The 16,623-nt window shown below is 62.4% G+C and carries 20 protein-coding genes; 9 read left to right on the top strand and 11 right to left on the bottom strand.

What is annotated here, in order from left to right:
• Positions 1 to 5 precede the first annotated feature (5 nt).
• The gene (gene sdhD, locus QWJ46_RS08995) at positions 6 to 386 is read right to left on the bottom strand and encodes a succinate dehydrogenase, hydrophobic membrane anchor protein (protein WP_064805439.1); all 381 of its coding nucleotides are present in this window, start codon (positions 384 to 386) and stop codon (positions 6 to 8) included.
• 10 nt (positions 387 to 396) lie between these two features.
• The gene (gene sdhC, locus QWJ46_RS08990; protein ID WP_184454788.1) at positions 397 to 792 is read right to left on the bottom strand and encodes a succinate dehydrogenase, cytochrome b556 subunit; all 396 of its coding nucleotides are present in this window, start codon (positions 790 to 792) and stop codon (positions 397 to 399) included.
• Between the two features lie 313 nt (positions 793 to 1,105).
• Here sdhC and QWJ46_RS08985 point away from each other — a divergent pair, with 313 nt between their 5' ends.
• Complete coding sequence (locus QWJ46_RS08985) at positions 1,106 to 1,600, top strand: hypothetical protein (protein ID WP_302750766.1); 495 nt, start codon at positions 1,106 to 1,108, stop codon at positions 1,598 to 1,600.
• 8 nt (positions 1,601 to 1,608) lie between these two features.
• Here the strand turns inward: QWJ46_RS08985 and QWJ46_RS08980 are convergent, their stop codons facing one another.
• Genes QWJ46_RS08980 through tsaD form a run of 5 tightly spaced genes read right to left on the bottom strand, consistent with a single transcriptional unit; the run spans position 1,609 to position 5,077 of the window.
• Positions 1,609 to 2,259, bottom strand: coding sequence for a methyltransferase (locus tag QWJ46_RS08980; RefSeq protein WP_302750886.1), 651 nt, complete (start codon positions 2,257 to 2,259; stop codon positions 1,609 to 1,611).
• Between the two features lie 2 nt (positions 2,260 to 2,261).
• On the bottom strand, positions 2,262 to 2,693 hold the full coding sequence (locus QWJ46_RS08975) for an EVE domain-containing protein (RefSeq protein WP_184454785.1): 432 nt from the start codon (positions 2,691 to 2,693) through the stop codon (positions 2,262 to 2,264).
• A 2-nt stretch (positions 2,694 to 2,695) separates the two neighbouring features.
• On the bottom strand, positions 2,696 to 2,989 hold the full coding sequence (locus tag QWJ46_RS08970) for a YciI-like protein (protein ID WP_064805448.1): 294 nt from the start codon (positions 2,987 to 2,989) through the stop codon (positions 2,696 to 2,698).
• Positions 2,990 to 2,999: 10 nt separating this feature from the next.
• On the bottom strand, positions 3,000 to 3,983 hold the full coding sequence (locus QWJ46_RS08965; RefSeq protein ID WP_302750761.1) for an NAD(P)H-dependent glycerol-3-phosphate dehydrogenase: 984 nt from the start codon (positions 3,981 to 3,983) through the stop codon (positions 3,000 to 3,002).
• Positions 3,980 to 5,077: a tRNA (adenosine(37)-N6)-threonylcarbamoyltransferase complex transferase subunit TsaD gene (tsaD, locus tag QWJ46_RS08960; RefSeq protein ID WP_184454783.1), complete on the bottom strand. Its 1,098-nt coding sequence runs from the start codon at positions 5,075 to 5,077 to the stop codon at positions 3,980 to 3,982. Before tsaD ends, QWJ46_RS08965 begins: the two co-directional genes overlap by 4 nt.
• 72 nt (positions 5,078 to 5,149) lie before the next feature.
• Here tsaD and hemC point away from each other — a divergent pair, with 72 nt between their 5' ends.
• The 6 genes from hemC (at position 5,150) to QWJ46_RS08930 (ending at position 11,274) form a co-directional block, all read left to right on the top strand.
• Complete coding sequence (hemC, locus tag QWJ46_RS08955) at positions 5,150 to 6,079, top strand: hydroxymethylbilane synthase (RefSeq protein WP_302750759.1); 930 nt, start codon at positions 5,150 to 5,152, stop codon at positions 6,077 to 6,079.
• 7 nt (positions 6,080 to 6,086) lie between these two features.
• Positions 6,087 to 6,794, top strand: coding sequence for a uroporphyrinogen-III synthase (locus tag QWJ46_RS08950; protein ID WP_302750757.1), 708 nt, complete (start codon positions 6,087 to 6,089; stop codon positions 6,792 to 6,794).
• Between the two features lie 339 nt (positions 6,795 to 7,133).
• Complete coding sequence (locus tag QWJ46_RS08945) at positions 7,134 to 8,402, top strand: COG4223 family protein (RefSeq protein WP_302750755.1); 1,269 nt, start codon at positions 7,134 to 7,136, stop codon at positions 8,400 to 8,402.
• Positions 8,403 to 8,406: 4 nt separating this feature from the next.
• Positions 8,407 to 10,029, top strand: coding sequence for a heme biosynthesis protein HemY (locus QWJ46_RS08940; protein ID WP_302750754.1), 1,623 nt, complete (start codon positions 8,407 to 8,409; stop codon positions 10,027 to 10,029).
• A gap of 17 nt (positions 10,030 to 10,046) precedes the next feature.
• Complete coding sequence (locus tag QWJ46_RS08935; protein ID WP_085779719.1) at positions 10,047 to 10,532, top strand: TerB family tellurite resistance protein; 486 nt, start codon at positions 10,047 to 10,049, stop codon at positions 10,530 to 10,532.
• Positions 10,510 to 11,274 (top strand): glutamine amidotransferase, encoded by a 765-nt coding sequence (locus tag QWJ46_RS08930; RefSeq protein WP_184454778.1) that lies wholly within the window; start codon positions 10,510 to 10,512, stop codon positions 11,272 to 11,274. Before QWJ46_RS08935 ends, QWJ46_RS08930 begins: the two co-directional genes overlap by 23 nt.
• 13 nt (positions 11,275 to 11,287) lie before the next feature.
• On the opposite strand, the gene QWJ46_RS08925 is transcribed toward QWJ46_RS08930, so the two are convergent.
• Positions 11,288 to 12,520 (bottom strand): MFS transporter, encoded by a 1,233-nt coding sequence (locus QWJ46_RS08925; protein WP_302750751.1) that lies wholly within the window; start codon positions 12,518 to 12,520, stop codon positions 11,288 to 11,290.
• Positions 12,521 to 12,660: 140 nt separating this feature from the next.
• Here QWJ46_RS08925 and QWJ46_RS08920 point away from each other — a divergent pair, with 140 nt between their 5' ends.
• The gene (locus QWJ46_RS08920; protein WP_184454776.1) at positions 12,661 to 12,960 is read left to right on the top strand and encodes a YggT family protein; all 300 of its coding nucleotides are present in this window, start codon (positions 12,661 to 12,663) and stop codon (positions 12,958 to 12,960) included.
• Positions 12,957 to 13,268 carry a DUF167 domain-containing protein gene (locus QWJ46_RS08915; protein ID WP_302750749.1) on the top strand — a complete coding sequence of 104 codons (312 nt, stop codon included), beginning with the start codon at positions 12,957 to 12,959 and terminating at the stop codon, positions 13,266 to 13,268. The genes QWJ46_RS08920 and QWJ46_RS08915 overlap by 4 nt, the downstream gene beginning before the upstream one ends.
• A 4-nt stretch (positions 13,269 to 13,272) precedes the next feature.
• On the opposite strand, the gene ppa is transcribed toward QWJ46_RS08915, so the two are convergent.
• From ppa to typA, 3 genes are all read right to left on the bottom strand, one after another.
• On the bottom strand, positions 13,273 to 13,809 hold the full coding sequence (gene ppa, locus QWJ46_RS08910) for an inorganic diphosphatase (RefSeq protein ID WP_064805467.1): 537 nt from the start codon (positions 13,807 to 13,809) through the stop codon (positions 13,273 to 13,275).
• Positions 13,810 to 13,957: 148 nt separating this feature from the next.
• Positions 13,958 to 14,464: a GNAT family N-acetyltransferase gene (locus QWJ46_RS08905; protein WP_011427107.1), complete on the bottom strand. Its 507-nt coding sequence runs from the start codon at positions 14,462 to 14,464 to the stop codon at positions 13,958 to 13,960.
• 199 nt (positions 14,465 to 14,663) lie between these two features.
• The gene (gene typA / locus QWJ46_RS08900) at positions 14,664 to 16,484 is read right to left on the bottom strand and encodes a translational GTPase TypA (protein ID WP_184454774.1); all 1,821 of its coding nucleotides are present in this window, start codon (positions 16,482 to 16,484) and stop codon (positions 14,664 to 14,666) included.
• Positions 16,485 to 16,623: the final 139 nt, after the last annotated feature.

Genomic DNA, 16,623 nt, shown 5'->3' with positions numbered 1-16,623 from the left:
CGAGCTTATCCTACGAATGCGATTTTCAGAATGGCGAAGAGACAGAGGCTGGCGATCACGATCGCAAAGAACGTGTTCAGCATCAGCAGAGCGATCTTGCCGAATTCGGCATGCACGTAATCCTCGATGATCACCTGCATGCCGAGCTTCATATGGATGACGCCCGATATCACCATCAATCCCATGACGACCGCGACGAAGGGGTTCGAAAGGGCGCGAACCACATCCGCATAGGGCGCGCCGGCATAGGTGATCATGAAGATGACGAAGAACAGGATCAACGGAATATTGGAGACCGCGGTCAGCCGCTGACGCCAGAAGTGGCTGGTGCCTTCCTTGGCGGAGCCGAGCCCGCGAACCTTGCCGAGGGGGGTGCGCATATCCATGAGAGGACCTTCAGAAGCGAATGAGGAAGCCGATCGCCCAGACCAGCACGGTCAGACAGAGCGATCCGATGATGTTGGCGACGGCGAGCTTGGTCGAGACTTCCTTCTCGAAGCCGTAGCCGAGGTCCCACATGAGATGGCGGAAACCGCCGAGCATGTGGTGCAGCAGTGCCCAGGTGTAGCCGAGCAGCACGAGTTTGCCGAGAAGGCTGCCGAGCACCCAATTCGCCCAGTCATAAGAGCTCTGGCCGCTTGCCGCCGCGATCAGCCACCAGGCGACCAGCAGCGTGCCGACGTAGAGCGCGCCACCGGTGATGCGGTGGACGATGGACATGACCATGGTGGGAATAAGTTTATAGACTTGCAAATGCGGCGACAGGGGCCGGTTATTTGTCACGTTCGCCATCAGAACCTCGCGGCGGCTTTTCTGCGCTCCCGGATTTCGGAGCATGCTCAGTCAACCACACGAATGACGAATTCTTTGTGTGCGTTGCATCAAATGCGACGTTTAATCACCGGAAGGCGATACGACAAGCACAATTGCTGTCTGCTTTAAATTTAATCGATTCGGGTTACCGCGAAGTTTGCGCGCCGACGAAACTGGGCTTTTCGGCTTAATATTTCGACCCCTTTTCCGGCGCGCATGGACAAGCTGCCGCTGTTGGCGCAATCTGGCGTTAATGATTTGTTAACGATTGCATTTCCGGAGGCCGGCATCCATGTTTCGCACTCTTTCGCGAGCTACCTTGCTCACCCTTGCCGCGGTGGCAGCAGTGCCTGCCATGGCGGGCGAGCGCCGCGACGATCATCGCTTTCACAGTCATCACCGCACCTTTCACGATGGACTTTATCTCGGTGAAAGGCTGAGCTGGCGCGATCGCGGCATTCGTTTCGACAGCGCCTATGGCCATCGACACGGCAGAAAGCGGATGCCGATGCTGGAGCGGTTTTCGCCGGCGACGGCCAATCGCGTCACCCGCGGCAGCCTCGTCGTCCTCCTGCCCCAGGCCGCCGGCAGATATGGCGGCGGCACCTATGCCGGATCTTCCTATGTCTACGAAACCGATGGCGGGACCTATGTCGGGGGCAACGGCTATGGCTACTATCCCGCAGCCCGGCCTGAGCCGCTGGCGCCGAAGGCGAAGATCATCGACGTCGCCATCCAGGACGACCCCTGCTCCTATGAAGCCAATGTCTGCGTCATCCGGCCTTAAAATTCTCTTCAACCCGGCGCGAAGCGCCATACGGTCGTCTTCTTGACGTCGCTGTCCTCCAGCGCCCGCGTCACCGCCACCTGATAAACCGCGCAGAATTCCAGCCGGTCCCGAGGCAGGTAGCTTCGCCCGGGATCGCCGACCAGCACCAGCCTGCCCTCGGCCGCCAGCCTCGCGAACCACGGAACGAGCGCAGCGGCAAAGCTGCGGTCGTAAAAGACGTCGCCGGCAAGCACGATATCCGCCTCGATACGCGCACCGACCAGATCGGCGCCGGTAAACCCGAGCGCAACATGATTGGCCTCGGCATTCAGCCGGATCGCCGTCTTTGCCCACGAGTCGATATCGGCAGCCAACACCTCGCGGGCGCCGGCCATGACGGCCGCAATGCCGACAAGGCCGGAACCGCTGGCAAAATCCAGCACCCGCTTGCCACGCACCATGTCCGGATGATCGAGGATGTAGCGCGCCAGCCCCTGCCCGCCCGCCCAGGCAAAAGCCCAGAAGGGTGGCGGCAGGCCGATGGCTTCCAGCTCCTCTTCGGTCTTCAGCCAGAGTTCATGTGCCTCGCTCGCCAGATTGAGCGAAATCTCCGGCACATGCGGCGGCGGCATCAGACTGGTATTGGCGCGAATGAAGGCTTCCGGATCGGTCTTCAAAGTCAGCGCGGCGGATTGTCGAGCCCGCCCATGCGGCAGACTTCGGCCCATTCGTCATCCGTCACCGGCTGCACGGAAAGGCGCATGGAGGTGACGAGCGACATTTTGGCGAGCGTCGGGTTCGCCTTGACGTCCTTCAGCGTCACCGGCTTCGGCATGTCCATGACGGCGCGGATATCGACGCAATCCCACTTCGGATCGCCCCTGGCGGTGGAGTCGGGATGCGACAGCGCTGCGACTTCGACGATGCCGACGATCTCCAGCCCGTCATTGGAATGGTAGAAGAACCCTTTGTCGCCGATCTGCATCGCCCGCATGTTGTTGCGCGCCAGATAGTTGCGCACGCCGGTCCATTCGGTGCCCTTGTCGCCGGCGGCCTTCTGCTGCTCCCAGGACCAGGAGGCAGGTTCGGATTTATAGAGCCAATGCGCCATGCTCACGCCTCCGGCTTGTTGAAGACCCAGTTGAAGGGCTTGATATCGACGCTTTCGAACAAACCGGCCATGGCGTAAGGATCGGCATCGGCGAGCGCCTTTGCCTCTTGTGCCGTCTCCGCCTTGACAAGCACCAGACTGCCGCAGGCTTTGCCCTCGTCGTCAAGGAAAGGGCCGGCCATGGAGAGCTTGCCTTCGGCATTGAGCTTGTCGAGATAGGCAAGATGCGTCGGCCGCGTCTCTATGCGGACGTTCAGATGTCCCGGCTTGTCCTTGCAGAGCAGGGCGAAAAGCATGTCTATTCTCCTATTCGGTGGTGATTGGACGCGTCATCAACTGCTCGATGGCGTCCGATATATCGAGCCGGCCGTCGATGATGGCGGAAACGGCATCGGTGATCGGCATGCTGATCGAAAGCTCCACGGCAAGCCGGGAGGCGACGGAAGCGGCAAACGCACCCTCCACCAGCGCGCCGTGCGCGGGATCGGTCTTTTCGCCGCGCCCGAGCGCAATGCCGAAACGCAGGTTTCGCGATTGTTGGCTCGTCGCCGTCAGCACCAGATCGCCAAGACCGGAAAGTCCGCGCACCGTATCGGCCTGACCGCCTTTGGCCACGATGAAACGCGACATTTCCGCGAGACCGCGGGCAATCAACGCCGCGCGGGCGGATTCGCCGATGCCGCGGCCTTCGACGATGCCGCAGGCGATCGCCAGTACATTCTTGAGCGCGCCCCCGAGCTGCACGCCGATGCGATCGGTGGAAGCATAGAGCCGGAAGGTCCGCCCGGAGATCGCCTGAGCGAGCCGCTCGGCCGTCTCCATGTCATCAGCCGCGATCGCCATCGCCGTCGGCAGCCCTTTGGCGATATCGGCGGCAAATCCCGGACCGGAGAGAACCGCGACCGGATGATCCGGCAGTTCCCGCTCGAGCATGTCGGTCAAAAGTTTGCCGGTCGCCCGCTCGATGCCCTTGGCGCAGGTGACGACAACGGCATCCCTCGACAGATAGGGACCATATTGCCGCGCCGCATCGGCCTGCGCCTGCGAGGGCATCGCAAAGAGCACGATGGAGGCGCCGGCGACCGCCTCCGTCTCGGCGGAGAATTCGAGCGTTTCCGGCAGGACAATGCCGGGCAGCACGGCATCATGCAGCCGTTCGCTCTTCAGATCGGCCATCAGCGATGGCTTGCGTCCGACGAGCGTCACGGCGCTGCGGCCGGCAAGGGCGATGACGGCGGCAAGCGCCGTCCCGAAAGCACCCGATCCGATGACGGCGATCTTTTCGCTCATGCCTTGGCTCCTCTCTTTCCAAAGCCGATCAGCGTTTCGGCATTGGCGTCGAGCGGCCAGCGCGAACGCGGCTGCACGTCGAGTGTATCGGGCGCTACGCCCGTCGCCATGCGCTCGAGCCCCGCCCAGGCGATCATCACCGCATTGTCGGTGCAGAGGCTGAGCGGCGGCGCAATGAAGCGGAAGCCGTTCTTGTCGCAGAGCGCCTGCAGCGTACCGCGCAGTTCGAGATTGGCGGCGACACCGCCGGCAACGACCAGCGCCGGCTTCCCACCGGTCGTCGGGAACTCCCTCTTGAACCGCTGCAGGCCGCGGCCGATGCGGTCCTTCAGCGTGCGCGAAATCGCCCGCTGGAACGAGGCGCAAATATCCGCCACGTCCTGATCGCTGAGCGGCGCGATATCCTGCGCCGCCTGCCGCACCGCCGTCTTCAGGCCGGAAAAGGAGAAGTCCAGCCGCGCCTCGCCGACGAGCGGGCGCGGAAAATCGAAGCGATCGGCATTGCCGTCGCGCGCCATCCGCTCCACCGCCGGGCCGCCGGGATAGGGCAGGCCGAGCAGTTTTGCCGTCTTGTCGAAAGCTTCGCCGAGCGCATCGTCGATCGTCGTGCCCCAACGTTCATACTGTCCGACGCCGCGCACCAGGATCAGCTGGGTATGGCCGCCGGAGACCAGCAGCACCAGATAGGGAAAGGAGAGCCCGTCGGTCAGCCGCGCCGTCAGCGCATGGCCCTCGAGATGGTTGACCGCATAGAGCGGTTTGCCGGCGGCCCTGGCGATCGCCTTGCCGGTCATCAATCCCACAAGCAATCCGCCGATCAGGCCCGGGCCTGAAGTGGCGGCGATGGCGTCGACATCATCAAGCGACACATTGGCGCGCTTCAGCGCCTGCTCGATCAGCTCGTCCAGCGCCTCGACATGGGCGCGCGCGGCGATCTCCGGCACCACGCCGCCATAGGCGCTGTGCTCGTCGAGCTGGGAAAGCACAACATCCGACAGGACGTTGCAATGCCCCTCCGCATCACGCTCGACAACGGCCGCGGCGGTCTCGTCGCAGCTTGTTTCGATGCCGAGGATGCGCAGAAAGGGAACCATGTGGCCTGTTCATTCATTGCGATGGAACGGAAACCCGTTTACGAGAATTCCGGTAACAACGGAACAGAGCGGATGCAAACAAAACCTTTCCGGATCGGCACACGGGGCAGCCCGCTGGCGCTTGCCCAGGCGCATGAGGCCCGTGACAGGCTGATGGCGGCGCATAATCTGCCCGAAGAGATGTTCGAAATCGTGGTGCTGTCCACCAAGGGCGACCGCATTACCGATCGGTCGCTGGCCGAGATCGGCGGCAAGGGTCTCTTCACCGAGGAGCTCGAGCAGAAACTTGTGTCAGGCGAGCTGGATTATGCCGTGCACTCCGCCAAGGACATGCCGACGCACCTGCCGGACGGCCTTCACCTCTCTGCCTACCTGCCGCGCGAGGATATCCGCGACGCCGTCGTCGGCCGCATCGCGCGCAAGCTCATCGACCTGCCGCATGGCGCCACCGTCGGCTCTTCGTCGCTGCGCCGCCAGGCGCTGATCCGCCGCATGCGGCCAGACATCAACGTCATCACCTTCCGCGGCCTCGTCGAAACCCGGCTGCGCAAGCTTGAAGAAGGGCAGGCGGATGCGACCCTGCTGGCGCTGGCCGGCCTGAAACGGCTCGGCAAGGTCGAGGTGATCACCGATATCCTCGACCCCGACACCTTCCCACCGGCGCCGGCGCAGGGGGCGATCTGCATCGAAAGCCGTGTCGGCGATACAAAAATCGATGACCTGCTGGCGGCAGTCAACGATGCCGCGACCTTCGACACGGTCTCCTGCGAGCGCGCCTTCCTCGCTGCTCTCGACGGCTCCTGCCGCACGCCGATCGCCGGCTATGCCGTCTGCGAGGGCGACCTGATCCGCTTCTCCGGCCTGATCCTCACGCCCGACGGCCGCAGCCAGCATGCGGTGACGACCGACGGCCACCGCCGCGATGCGGCGGCACTCGGCACCCGCGCCGGCCAGGACGTGCGCGCAAGAGCCGGCAGCACCTTCTTCGACGACTGGCATTGAAGCGGCCATGCGTGTGCTCGTCACCCGCCCCGCGCATTCGGCGACAAGAACAGCACAACGTCTGCGCGATATGGGCCACGAGCCTCTGCTGCTGCCGCTGCGCCGGCCACAGCACGACAGTGCCGCAGCCGCAGGCGCGCTCGAAGCCACCAGCGGCGCGATCGCGGTGACCAGCGCCGAAGCCGTCAGGGTCGTGTCCGCGCTCGGCGAGAAACTTCGTCCACATCTTCTCCGGCCGCTGTTTGCGGTCGGCGAGATGACGGCGCAAGAGGCGCGCCGTCTCGGCTTCCGCTCGGTCGCCGCGGCCGCAGGCAACGGCCGCGATCTCGCCGATCTCGTCGCCGCACAGTCAACAGAAGAGTTACTCTACCTCGCCGGCATGCCGCGCGCCGAAACGTTCGAAACAAGATTGTGCCAACTCGGAATCCGCTTTTCGGTCGTCGAATGTTATCGCATGACGCCGGTCGCTCCGAGCCCGGCCGAGATCGAAGCTCTCTTTTCCGGCCGCCGCCCTAACGCCGTTCTCTTCTATTCCCGGCAGACGGTGGAAGATTTTTTTCACCTGGCGGAGCTGCGATCAGCCCTGTCGGAACACCGCGAAATCCGTCTTCTCTGCCTGAGCGAAGCGGTGGCGCAGGCCATTCCGATGTCCCTGAAAAAAACTGTGGCGATCTCATCCATGCCGGATGAGCAAAGTCTTTTGTCGCTGCTTTGAAGGCTTTTGAGCCTTTCCTGGTCAGATTGAAGCATTCTGCCGGAGCAGGTTTTCGTCAGGGCAAAGGCGATTGGCGACGGGCATACCTCTTGGTACGTCCGAGCCGATCGCCTTTGATCCTGGCGGAAAGATGCCCGGCCCTTCGGGTTGGCTGAAACGGGCCGCCTGATCGACCGGCCGGCTTGGCCGTAGAGCTTTGCTACGACGCGCGCCGGCCGGTCGACCATCCGACTCCGTTTGAGCCAACAGAATGCTTCAATCTGACCAGGAAAGGCTCAAACCGCCCAAATTTGATCTAACCTCTTCCCTTAATTGGCATCACTGTCTAGTTTCGTTGCAATGCAGGATAAAGAGGACCTCATGGTATCGGGAAACCCGCCACGCCATTCGAAGAGCGCCGATGAGCCGGTCACGATCGACCTCGATGCACAGGACTTCGCCTCCGAAGCCGATACCGAAAAGCCGGTGAACAATGATTCCGGCGACGCCGATAGCCCCACTGCGGATCTCGGTCCGCCGCCCGAAACCGAAGCGGCGTCGCAGCCTGAACCTGAAAGCAAGCCCGAATCGGAGCCGGAGGAGGAGACGCCGGCAGTCGCCGAACCTTCCTTCACGCCCCCTGCCGAACAACCCGCGCCGCGGGGCGCCGGCACCTCCGGTCTTATCGCGGCCGGCATTTTCGGCGGCCTCGTGGCGCTGCTTGGCGCAGGCGTCATTCAATATGCCGGTTACCTCCCGGGCTCCTCAGCGCCTGAGATCTCCTCGCCCGAGAGCGCCGATCTCTCCGGCGAGATCGACGGGTTGAAACAGACCGTCGCCAACCTTGCCGCCAATCCCGCAGGCGCGGACGACGGCGCGCTTGAGACGCGGATCGCCGCGCTGGAAACGGCTGCGAAGAACCCCGCGGCGGCGCCATCGGCGGATCCTGCAAATGTCGAGGCGCTCAACCAGAAGATTGCAGAGCTGAGCAGTCAGGTCGATCAGCTGCGCTCGATGCTTGCCCAGTCCTCCGACCAGCGGACGAGCAGCGATGCCGATATCGCCAAGCGCCTCGCCGAGGCCGAAAAGAAACTCAACGAACCGCGCGAGGATGTTGCCGTCGCGCGGGCGATCGCGGCCGCCGCCCTGAAGGCAGCGATCGATCGCGGCGGCCCGTTCATGGCCGAACTCGACACCTTCGCCGGCGTCGCGCCCGATGATCCTGCCGTCACCGACCTGCGTGGCTTTGCCGAGACAGGCGTTCCCTCGCGCGCCGAACTGATGCGCCAGGTTCCCGACGTTGCGACCACCATCGTCGAAACCGTCAACCAGCCGGACCCGAACCAGAGCTGGTCGGACCGGCTGATGGCGAGCGCGAAATCGCTGGTCAAGGTCCGTCCGGTCGGCAATATCGAAGGTGAGAGCGTCGAAGCGATCGCCGCCCGCCTGGAGGACAAGGTGAAGAACGGCGATCTGCCCGGCGCTTCCGCCGAATGGAACGCTCTACCACCGCCCGGCAAACAGGCGTCCGCCGCCTTCAAGCAGTCGCTGGAAGCGCGCATCCGTGTCGAGGAACTGGTCGGCGGGGCGCTATCGAAAGCGGTTTCCGGCACAGGCAAGGAAGGATAAGACCATGCTGATCCGTCTTGTCGTCTTCGCCCTCTTCGTGTTGGCTCTCGCCTACGGCTTCTCCTGGTTCGCCGATCGTCCTGGCGACATCTCGCTGATCTGGGAGGGCCAGATCTACCAGACGAAACTAATCGTCGCGGTCAGCGCGATCATCGCCCTTATCGCCGCCGTGATGATCGCCTGGTGGTTCGTTCGCCTGGTGTGGACTTCGCCGCATTCGGTGACCCGCTATTTCCGCGCCCGCAAGCGCGATCGCGGCTATCAGGCGCTGTCGACCGGCTTGATCGCCGCCGGCGCCGGAAATCCGTTGCTCGCCCGCAAGATGGCCGCTCGTTCGCGCGGCCTCATCCGCGCCGATCAGGAGCCGCTGATCAATCTGCTCGAGGCTCAGGCTGCGCTGATCGAGGGCCGTCATGACGAGGCCCGCGCCAAGTTCGAAGCCATGGCCAATGACCCGGAAACGCGCGAGCTTGGCCTGCGCGGTCTCTATCTCGAAGCCCGCCGTCTCGGAGCCAACGAAGCCGCCCGCCAATATGCCGAAAAGGCCGCCGACACCGCGCCCTATCTGCCCTGGGCCGCCCAGGCGACCCTCGAATATCGCAGCCAGGCTGGCCGCTGGGATGATGCGATCCGTCTGCTCGAGCAGCAGAAGGCCGCCCGCGTCGTCGAAAAACCCGAGGCCAACCGCCTGCACGCCGTGCTCCTGACGGCACGCGCCGCCGAGAAGCTGGAAGGCAACCCGGCCGGTGCCCGCGACGACGCCCTGCAGGCGCTGAAGTTCGCCGCCGATTTCGTTCCGGCCGCTCTCATTGCCGCAAAGGCACTGTTCCGCGAAGGCGGTCTGCGCAAGGCCGCTTCGATCCTCGAACAGGTGTGGAAATCGGCGCCTCATCCCGAGATTGGCCAGACCTATGTCAGAGCCCGCAGCGGCGATTCCACGCTCGACCGGCTGAAGCGCGCCGAACGGCTGGAAGCGATGCGCCCGAACAATGTCGAATCTCTTCTCATCGTCGCCCAGGCGGCGCTCGACGCGCAGGAATTCGCCAAGGCGCGCGCCAAGGCGGAAGCAGCGGCGCGTATTGAGCCGCGTGAAGCCGCCTTCCTGCTCCTGGCCGACATCGAGGAAGCCGAGACCGGCGACCAGGGCCGCGTGCGCCACTGGCTGGCACAGGCACTGAAAGCCCCGCGCGATCCCGCCTGGGTGGCGGATGGTTTCGTCTCCGACAAATGGCTGCCGGTGTCGCCGGTCACCGGCCGTCTCGACGCCTTCGAATGGAAAGCTCCCTTCGGTCAGATCGAGGGGCCGCTCGAAGACGGTTCGGCGCCCGCCTCGATCGAAACGGCTCTGAAGACCCTGCCGCCGCTGCGTGACGTCAGGCCGGGAAGCCCGGTCAACGATCACCGCATCATTGAGCTGGAACGCGCCGCAACGATCGCCGAGGCCGTGCGCCCGGCACCGGCACCGGCACCGGCACCGGCAAAGCCGAAACCCGTCGAATCCACCGCCAGCGACAAAGCGCCGGCACCGAACGAAGCAAAGCCCTTTTTCGGCGGACTGCCGGATGATCCCGGCGTTCGCGATCCCAGGAGGGAACCGGAACCCAAGACACGGCTTCGCCTTTTCTGACACGGAACGAAACCCGCATGTTCGAACGCTTTCAGGCATTCTTCCAGAATCTCACCGCCGATCGTCCGAAGAAAGGCTTTGCCCCCGATGACCCGCGCATCGCAGTGGCAGCACTCTGCATGCAGGTCATGGAAGCCGACGGTCAGATCAAGGCCAGTGAAAAGAAGCGGCTGCGCAAGCTCTTGAAGGAGCAGTATTCGCTCGACAGCAAGCAGCTCGATGCTTTGATGGCCGCCGGCCTCGAAGCCGAAAGCTCCGCCGTCGACTATTATCGCTTCACCGCCGATCTGAAACGCCATCTCGATACCGAGCAACGGCTGGAGCTGATCGGCATTCTCTGGGACATCGTTTACGCCGATGGCGAGCGCAGCGAGATGGAAGACCATGTCATCTGGCGTATCGCCGATCTGCTCGGGGTCTCCTCACGCGAACGCATCCAGAAGCGGCAGGAGGCCGCCGCCAGGGTCACGGATATCCAGGTTGCGCAAGATGATGCCGACTGAGCAAAATCCGGACCGCGACCGGCGCCCGATCCTTATCGTCCTGCATCAGGAGCGGTCCAGTGCCGGCCGTGTCGGGCAATTGCTGGTCGAAAAAGGCTACTGCCTCGACATCCGTCGCCCGGTCCTCGGCGATCCGCTTCCGACGACGCTCGCAGAGCATGCCGGCGCCGTCGTCTTCGGCGGACCGATGAGCGCCAACGATCCGGATGACTTCGTCAAGAAGGAGATCGACTGGATCGAGGTCCCGCTACGGGAAAAACGCCCTTTTCTCGGTATCTGCCTCGGTGCCCAGATGCTGGTGCGTCATCTCGGCGGCAAGGTGCAGCCGAATGCCGACGGCTCGACGGAGATCGGCTGGTACCCGCTGCACCCGACCGAGAAGGGCCGCCTGCTGATGCACTGGCCGAAGATGGTCTATCATTTTCATCGCGAAGGCTTCGAGCTGCCACACGGCGCCGACCTGCTGGCCGAAGGCGATGCCTACCCGAACCAAGCCTTCCATTATGACGGCAACGCCTGGGGCCTGCAGTTCCATGCCGAGCTCACCCGGGTGATGATGCATCGCTGGGTCGTGCACGGCGCGCACCGCTTCATTCTGCCGAACGCCCAGCAGGGCCGCGAACACCTCGAAGGCCGCATGCTGTTCGACGCGCCGCTGAGAGCCTGGCTGACAGAATTCCTCGATCTCGTCTTCGAGGGAAAGTCGGCGAAGGCGACATCGTCTATTACTCTGCACGCATAATCCCATTTAGCGGTCAGGCGGGCGCGTCGAGCGTGTCGATCCGGCGCAGCTTCGGGAAACTGGAAGCCCAGATCGCCGCAACCGCCAGAGTTCCGATCCCGCCGATGATCACTGCCGGCACCGCGCCGAAGACCGATGCCATCGTGCCCGCCCTGAACTCCCCAAGTTCGTTGGAAGCGCCGACGAAGACCATGTTGACCGCATTGACCCGGCCGCGGAGCTGATCCGGCGTCCAGAGCGCGATCAGGCTCTCGCGCACATAGACCGACACCATGTCGGCCGCGCCCATCAGCGCCAGTGCTGCGATCGAAATTTCGGTATTGGTCGAGGCGCCGAAGATAATGGTGCCGACACCGAACAGGGCAACGCCGATGAACATGTAGAGACCGGCGCGGTGTTTCAGCGGGTAGGCGGCGAGGAAGATCGCCATGACGATAGCCCCAAGCCCTGGTGCTGCGCGCAGCAATCCAAGGCCCCAGGGGCCAAGCGTCAGGATATCCCGTGCGAAGATCGGCATCAGCGCAGTGGCGCCACCGAGCAGAACGGCGAAGAGATCGAGCGAAATCGCGCCGAGCACCACTTTTTCCGCACGGATGAAGCTGAAGCCACCGAGGATCATCGCCCAGCTCTTGGCCTCACCCGTCGTCTTCTGTTCCGGCTTCGGGATCATGAAGAGAAGAGCCGCCCCGAGAATGGAAAAGATGACCGCCACCGTATAGGCGGTCGTCGCGCTGACCCCGTAGAGCAGGCCGCCGATAACAGGTCCGGTGATCGCGGCAAGCTGCCAGGACGACGAATTCCAGGCGATCGCATTGGAAAGGGCGTGCTCGGGCACGAGATTGGGTGCGAGAGACTGCACCGCGGGAGACATGAAGGCGCGCTCGATCCCGAAAATAAGGAGCACCGCAAAGACCGGCCAGGGCGCGAAGGTCTCCGTTGCCGTCATGATCAGCAGCGCCAGCGTGCAGAGCGCGCTCACCAGCGAGCAGAAGGCGGCGATGGCCCGGCGATTGTGCCGATCGGCGACCGAACCGGTGACGAGGATGAGCAGCAGCGACGGCAGGAACTGCACGAGACCAATCAGGCCGAGATAGATCGCCTTGCCCGTCTGGTCGTACATCTGCCAGCCGACGGCGACGCTGACGATCTGCTGCGAGAAGGAAAGCAGGAAACGCGCAAAGAAGTAGCGCGTGTAGGACGAATGCCGAAACGCGGCGAAACGGTCTCCGGTGGGCGAAAACGACATGGGCCTTGTCCGAGGAAGCGGGCGCCGGAATGGCTGCGAGGCCGCCCGTTAAACATGATCTGCCATGCGTTTCGACACGGCACTTGCCCGTTTAGTCGCCAATGTCTACATGTCTGTCAACAACGAATTTGGAGATGACGATGTATGCACTGCTGGCCACTATTGATTTAGCTTTGCAAATTTATATCTGGATTTTGGTCGGCAGCGCCATTTTCTCGTGGCTCTACGCATTCAACGTCATTAACTCCCATAACCAATTCGTCAATCAGATTGGGACGTTCCTCTACAACATCACCGAACCTGCCCTGCGTCCGATCCGCCGCTTTCTGCCCAATCTCGGCGGCATCGATATTTCGCCGATCATTCTGCTGCTGATAATCTTCTTCATCCGCATGCTGCTGGCGACCAGCGTCGCGCCAGTCTTCGGCGTGCGTATGTGAACCGTCCTTGGAAGATATTTGACGATCATCTGCGCCTTGCCGTTCGGCTGACGCCGAATGGCGGGCGTGACGCGATCGATGGCGTCGAGGCGGATGGCGACGGCGAAACCCTGCTGAAGGCACGCGTCACATCAGTGCCCGAGAAGGGCAAGGCCAACAAGGCGCTGATCCTGCTGATCGCCCGGTCGCTGCGCATTCCGAAATCCAGCATCAGTCTCGTCTCCGGCGAGACGGCTCGCAAAAAAATCCTCCGGATCGAAGGCGACCCGGAGGATTTGATAAAAAAGCTCGAAGCGTTATTAGGCTGAGGGTTCAGCCCTTCGCCTTCTTGGCCCGCTCGACGGCTTCGATGATGAGCTGGCCGGCTTCCTTGGAATCGCCCCAGCCGAAGATCTTCACCCACTTGCCGGGCTCCAGATCCTTGTAGTGTTCGAAGAAATGCTCGATCTGCTTCAGTGTGATTTCCGGAAGATCGGTAAAGTCCTTTACCTTCTCGTAACGCAGCGTCAGCTTCGGCGACGGCACGGCAATGATCTTCTCGTCCTTGCCGGAATTGTCTTCCATCTTCAGGACGCCGATCGGGCGCACGTTGATGACGCAGCCCGGAACCAGCGGCCGGGTGCTGGCGATCAGCACGTCGATCGGGTCGCCGTCTTCAGACAGGGTGTGCGGTACGAAACCGTAATTGCCCGGATAGGTCATCGGCGTGTAGAGGAAACGATCGACGACCAGCGTGCCGGCCTCCTTGTCCATTTCATACTTGATCGGATGACCGCCAACAGGAACCTCGACGATAACGTTGACGTCTTCAGGTGGATTATTACCGATTGAAATGGCGTCGATGCGCATAGGATACTCCCGCGGGGTTGAATTGCTCGAAGCCAGATAATCAGTTTCATCTCGCAACGCAACACGGCAGATCACCGATGCGTGATGACATCGGCGCGATGCCGCAAAAAACGTTAGAGGAGAGGTGTGCGACGATCGAGCAGGCCGATCAGTTCCAGATGAAACCGATCTTCTTCAACTGCTTGTGGTCGAAATTTTCCATGCCTTCGCAGAAATCGGTCCCGCCATGATGGCGGTAGAAGCGGCTGGCGGCCTCGTTTTCTTCAAGGCACCAGACGACCAGCCCGTTGCAGCCAAGCGACTTCAACAGCCGGCGCGCCTCGCCGAACAGCATGTGGCCGAGACCGATGCCCTGATATTCGGGGCGAAGATAAAGCTCGTAGATTTCGCCTTCCTGCGGAAGCGCGCGGGCACGATTGAGACCGAGCGTCGCATAGCCGGCGACCGTCCCCGCGACATCGAGAACCAACAATGTCGCGGGTCCGCGTGTTGCCTTGCGCCACCAGTTTTCGCCGCGCCGCTCGATCATCTGCGTCAGCGCGCGATGCGGAATGATGCCCGCATAGGTGTGTTGCCAGGCGAGCCTGTGCGTTTCCGAAATGGCTCGGGCATCGTGCGGTTCGGCCCGCCGGACATCGATCGACAACGTCTTCATAACGTTTACTCTGGTCCCGCCGCGGGCAATTAACCATATGCGGCGAGCGCATCGTGATCGATTGCCCACAGACTTGATATGTGGACGACGGATAAAATTTAACGCTTTTTTAACGATTGTCACAAGTCGGAATCAGCGCAGCGCACAATAAAAAACCCCGGCTCGAAGGCCGGGGTTTTCAAAGCATATTTGCGAGCCCTCAGAGGGCAGCTTTCGACTTTTCGAAACGCTTGCGGTCGTTGGCGTCGAGATACATCTTGCGCAGACGAATGTTCTTCGGCGTCACTTCCATCAGTTCGTCGTCCTGGATCCAGGAGAGCGCGCGATCAAGCGTCATGCGGATCGGCGGCGTCAGCTTTACCGCTTCGTCTTTGCCGGCGGCGCGGATGTTGGTGAGCTGCTTGCCCTTCAGCACGTTCACTTCGAGGTCGTTGTCGCGCGAATGGATGCCGATGATCATGCCGGCATAGACCTTTTCACCCGGCTCGATGATCATCGGGCCGCGATCTTCCAGGTTGAACATCGCATAGGCGACGGCTTCGCCGGAGGCGTTGGCGAGCAGCACACCGTTGACGCGGCCACCGATCACACCCTTGTAGGGCTGGTAGTCGTGGAACAGGCGGTTCATGATCGCCGTGCCGCGCGTATCCGTCAGCAGCTCCGACTGATAGCCGATCAGGCCACGGGTCGGTGCGTAGAAGCGCAGTCGAAGACGGTTGCCGCCCGACGGACGCAGCTCGACCATTTCGGCCTTGCGCTCGGACATCTTCTGCACGACGACACCGGAATGTTCTTCATCGACGTCGATCACGACTTCTTCGATCGGCTCCAGAAGCTGACCGCTTTCATCCTTGTGCATCACGACGCGCGGACGCGACACGGCAAGCTCGAAGCCTTCGCGACGCATGGTTTCGATGAGAACGGCGAGCTGAAGTTCGCCGCGGCCGGACACGTAGAACGAATCCTTGCCTTCGGCTTCTTCGATCTTCAGGGCGACGTTGCCTTCGGCTTCCTTGAAGAGACGGTCGCGGATGACGCGGCTCGTCACCTTGTCGCCTTCGGTGCCCGCGAGCGGGCTGTCGTTGACGATAAAGGACATGGTAACCGTCGGCGGATCGATCGGCTGCGCCTTCATGGCTTCCGAGACGGCCGGATCGCAGAAAGTGTCGGCGACGGTGCCCTTGGAGAGGCCGGCGATCGCGACGATGTCGCCGGCGTGCGCTTCGTCGATCGCCGTGCGCTCGATGCCTCGGAAGGCGAGGATCTTGGAGATTCGGCCGGTTTCGATCAGCTTGCCATCCTGGCCGAGAACCTTGACGGCCTGGTTCGGCTTAATCGAGCCCGATGCGATACGGCCGGTGATGATGCGGCCGAGGAAGGGGTTGGCTTCGAGGATGGTGCCGATCATGCGGAACGGGCCTTCTTCGACCGTCGGCTCTGGAACATGCTTGAGCACCAGGTCGAGAAGCGGTGCAAGACCCTCGTCCTTCGGCCCTTCCGGATTGACGTTCATCCAGCCGTCGCGGCCCGACCCGTAGAGGATCGGGAAGTCGAGCTGCTCGTCGGTCGCGTCGAGATTGGCGAAAAGATCGAAGACTTCGTTGATGACTTCTTCGTGGCGGCCATCGGGACGGTCGATCTTGTTGATCGCGACGATCGGGCGAAGACCGACCTTCAGCGCCTTGGAGACGACGAATTTGGTCTGCGGCATCGGTCCTTCGGAGGAGTCGACGAGAACTATGGCGCCATCCACCATCGAGAGAATGCGCTCGACCTCACCGCCGAAGTCGGCGTGGCCGGGTGTATCGACGATGTTGATCCGGACACCCTTCCACTCGACCGAGGTCGCCTTGGCGAGAATGGTGATGCCGCGTTCTTTTTCGAGATCGTTCGAGTCCATCACGCGTTCGGCAACGCGCTGGTTTTCGCGGAACGAGCCGGACTGCTTGAGAAGCTCATCCACCAGGGTCGTCTTGCCATGGTCAACGTGCGCGATGATCGCGATATTGCGGAGTGCCATATGTGAAATCTCTGAGGCTGCGGCGCACGCTCTTGAGGACGCGCCTATTGGTTTGGCGCGTCCATACAGTTTTTTTTGCGTTTGCGAAAGAGGGGAACGCGCAAAAGCTGCGGCATGGCTGCCGCCATGCTGCATCGAA

The organism is Rhizobium sp. CBN3, from assembly GCF_030518245.1.
Lineage (GTDB): Bacteria > Pseudomonadota > Alphaproteobacteria > Rhizobiales > Rhizobiaceae > Rhizobium > Rhizobium aethiopicum_A.
This window is presented reverse-complemented; position numbering and strand designations above follow the sequence as displayed.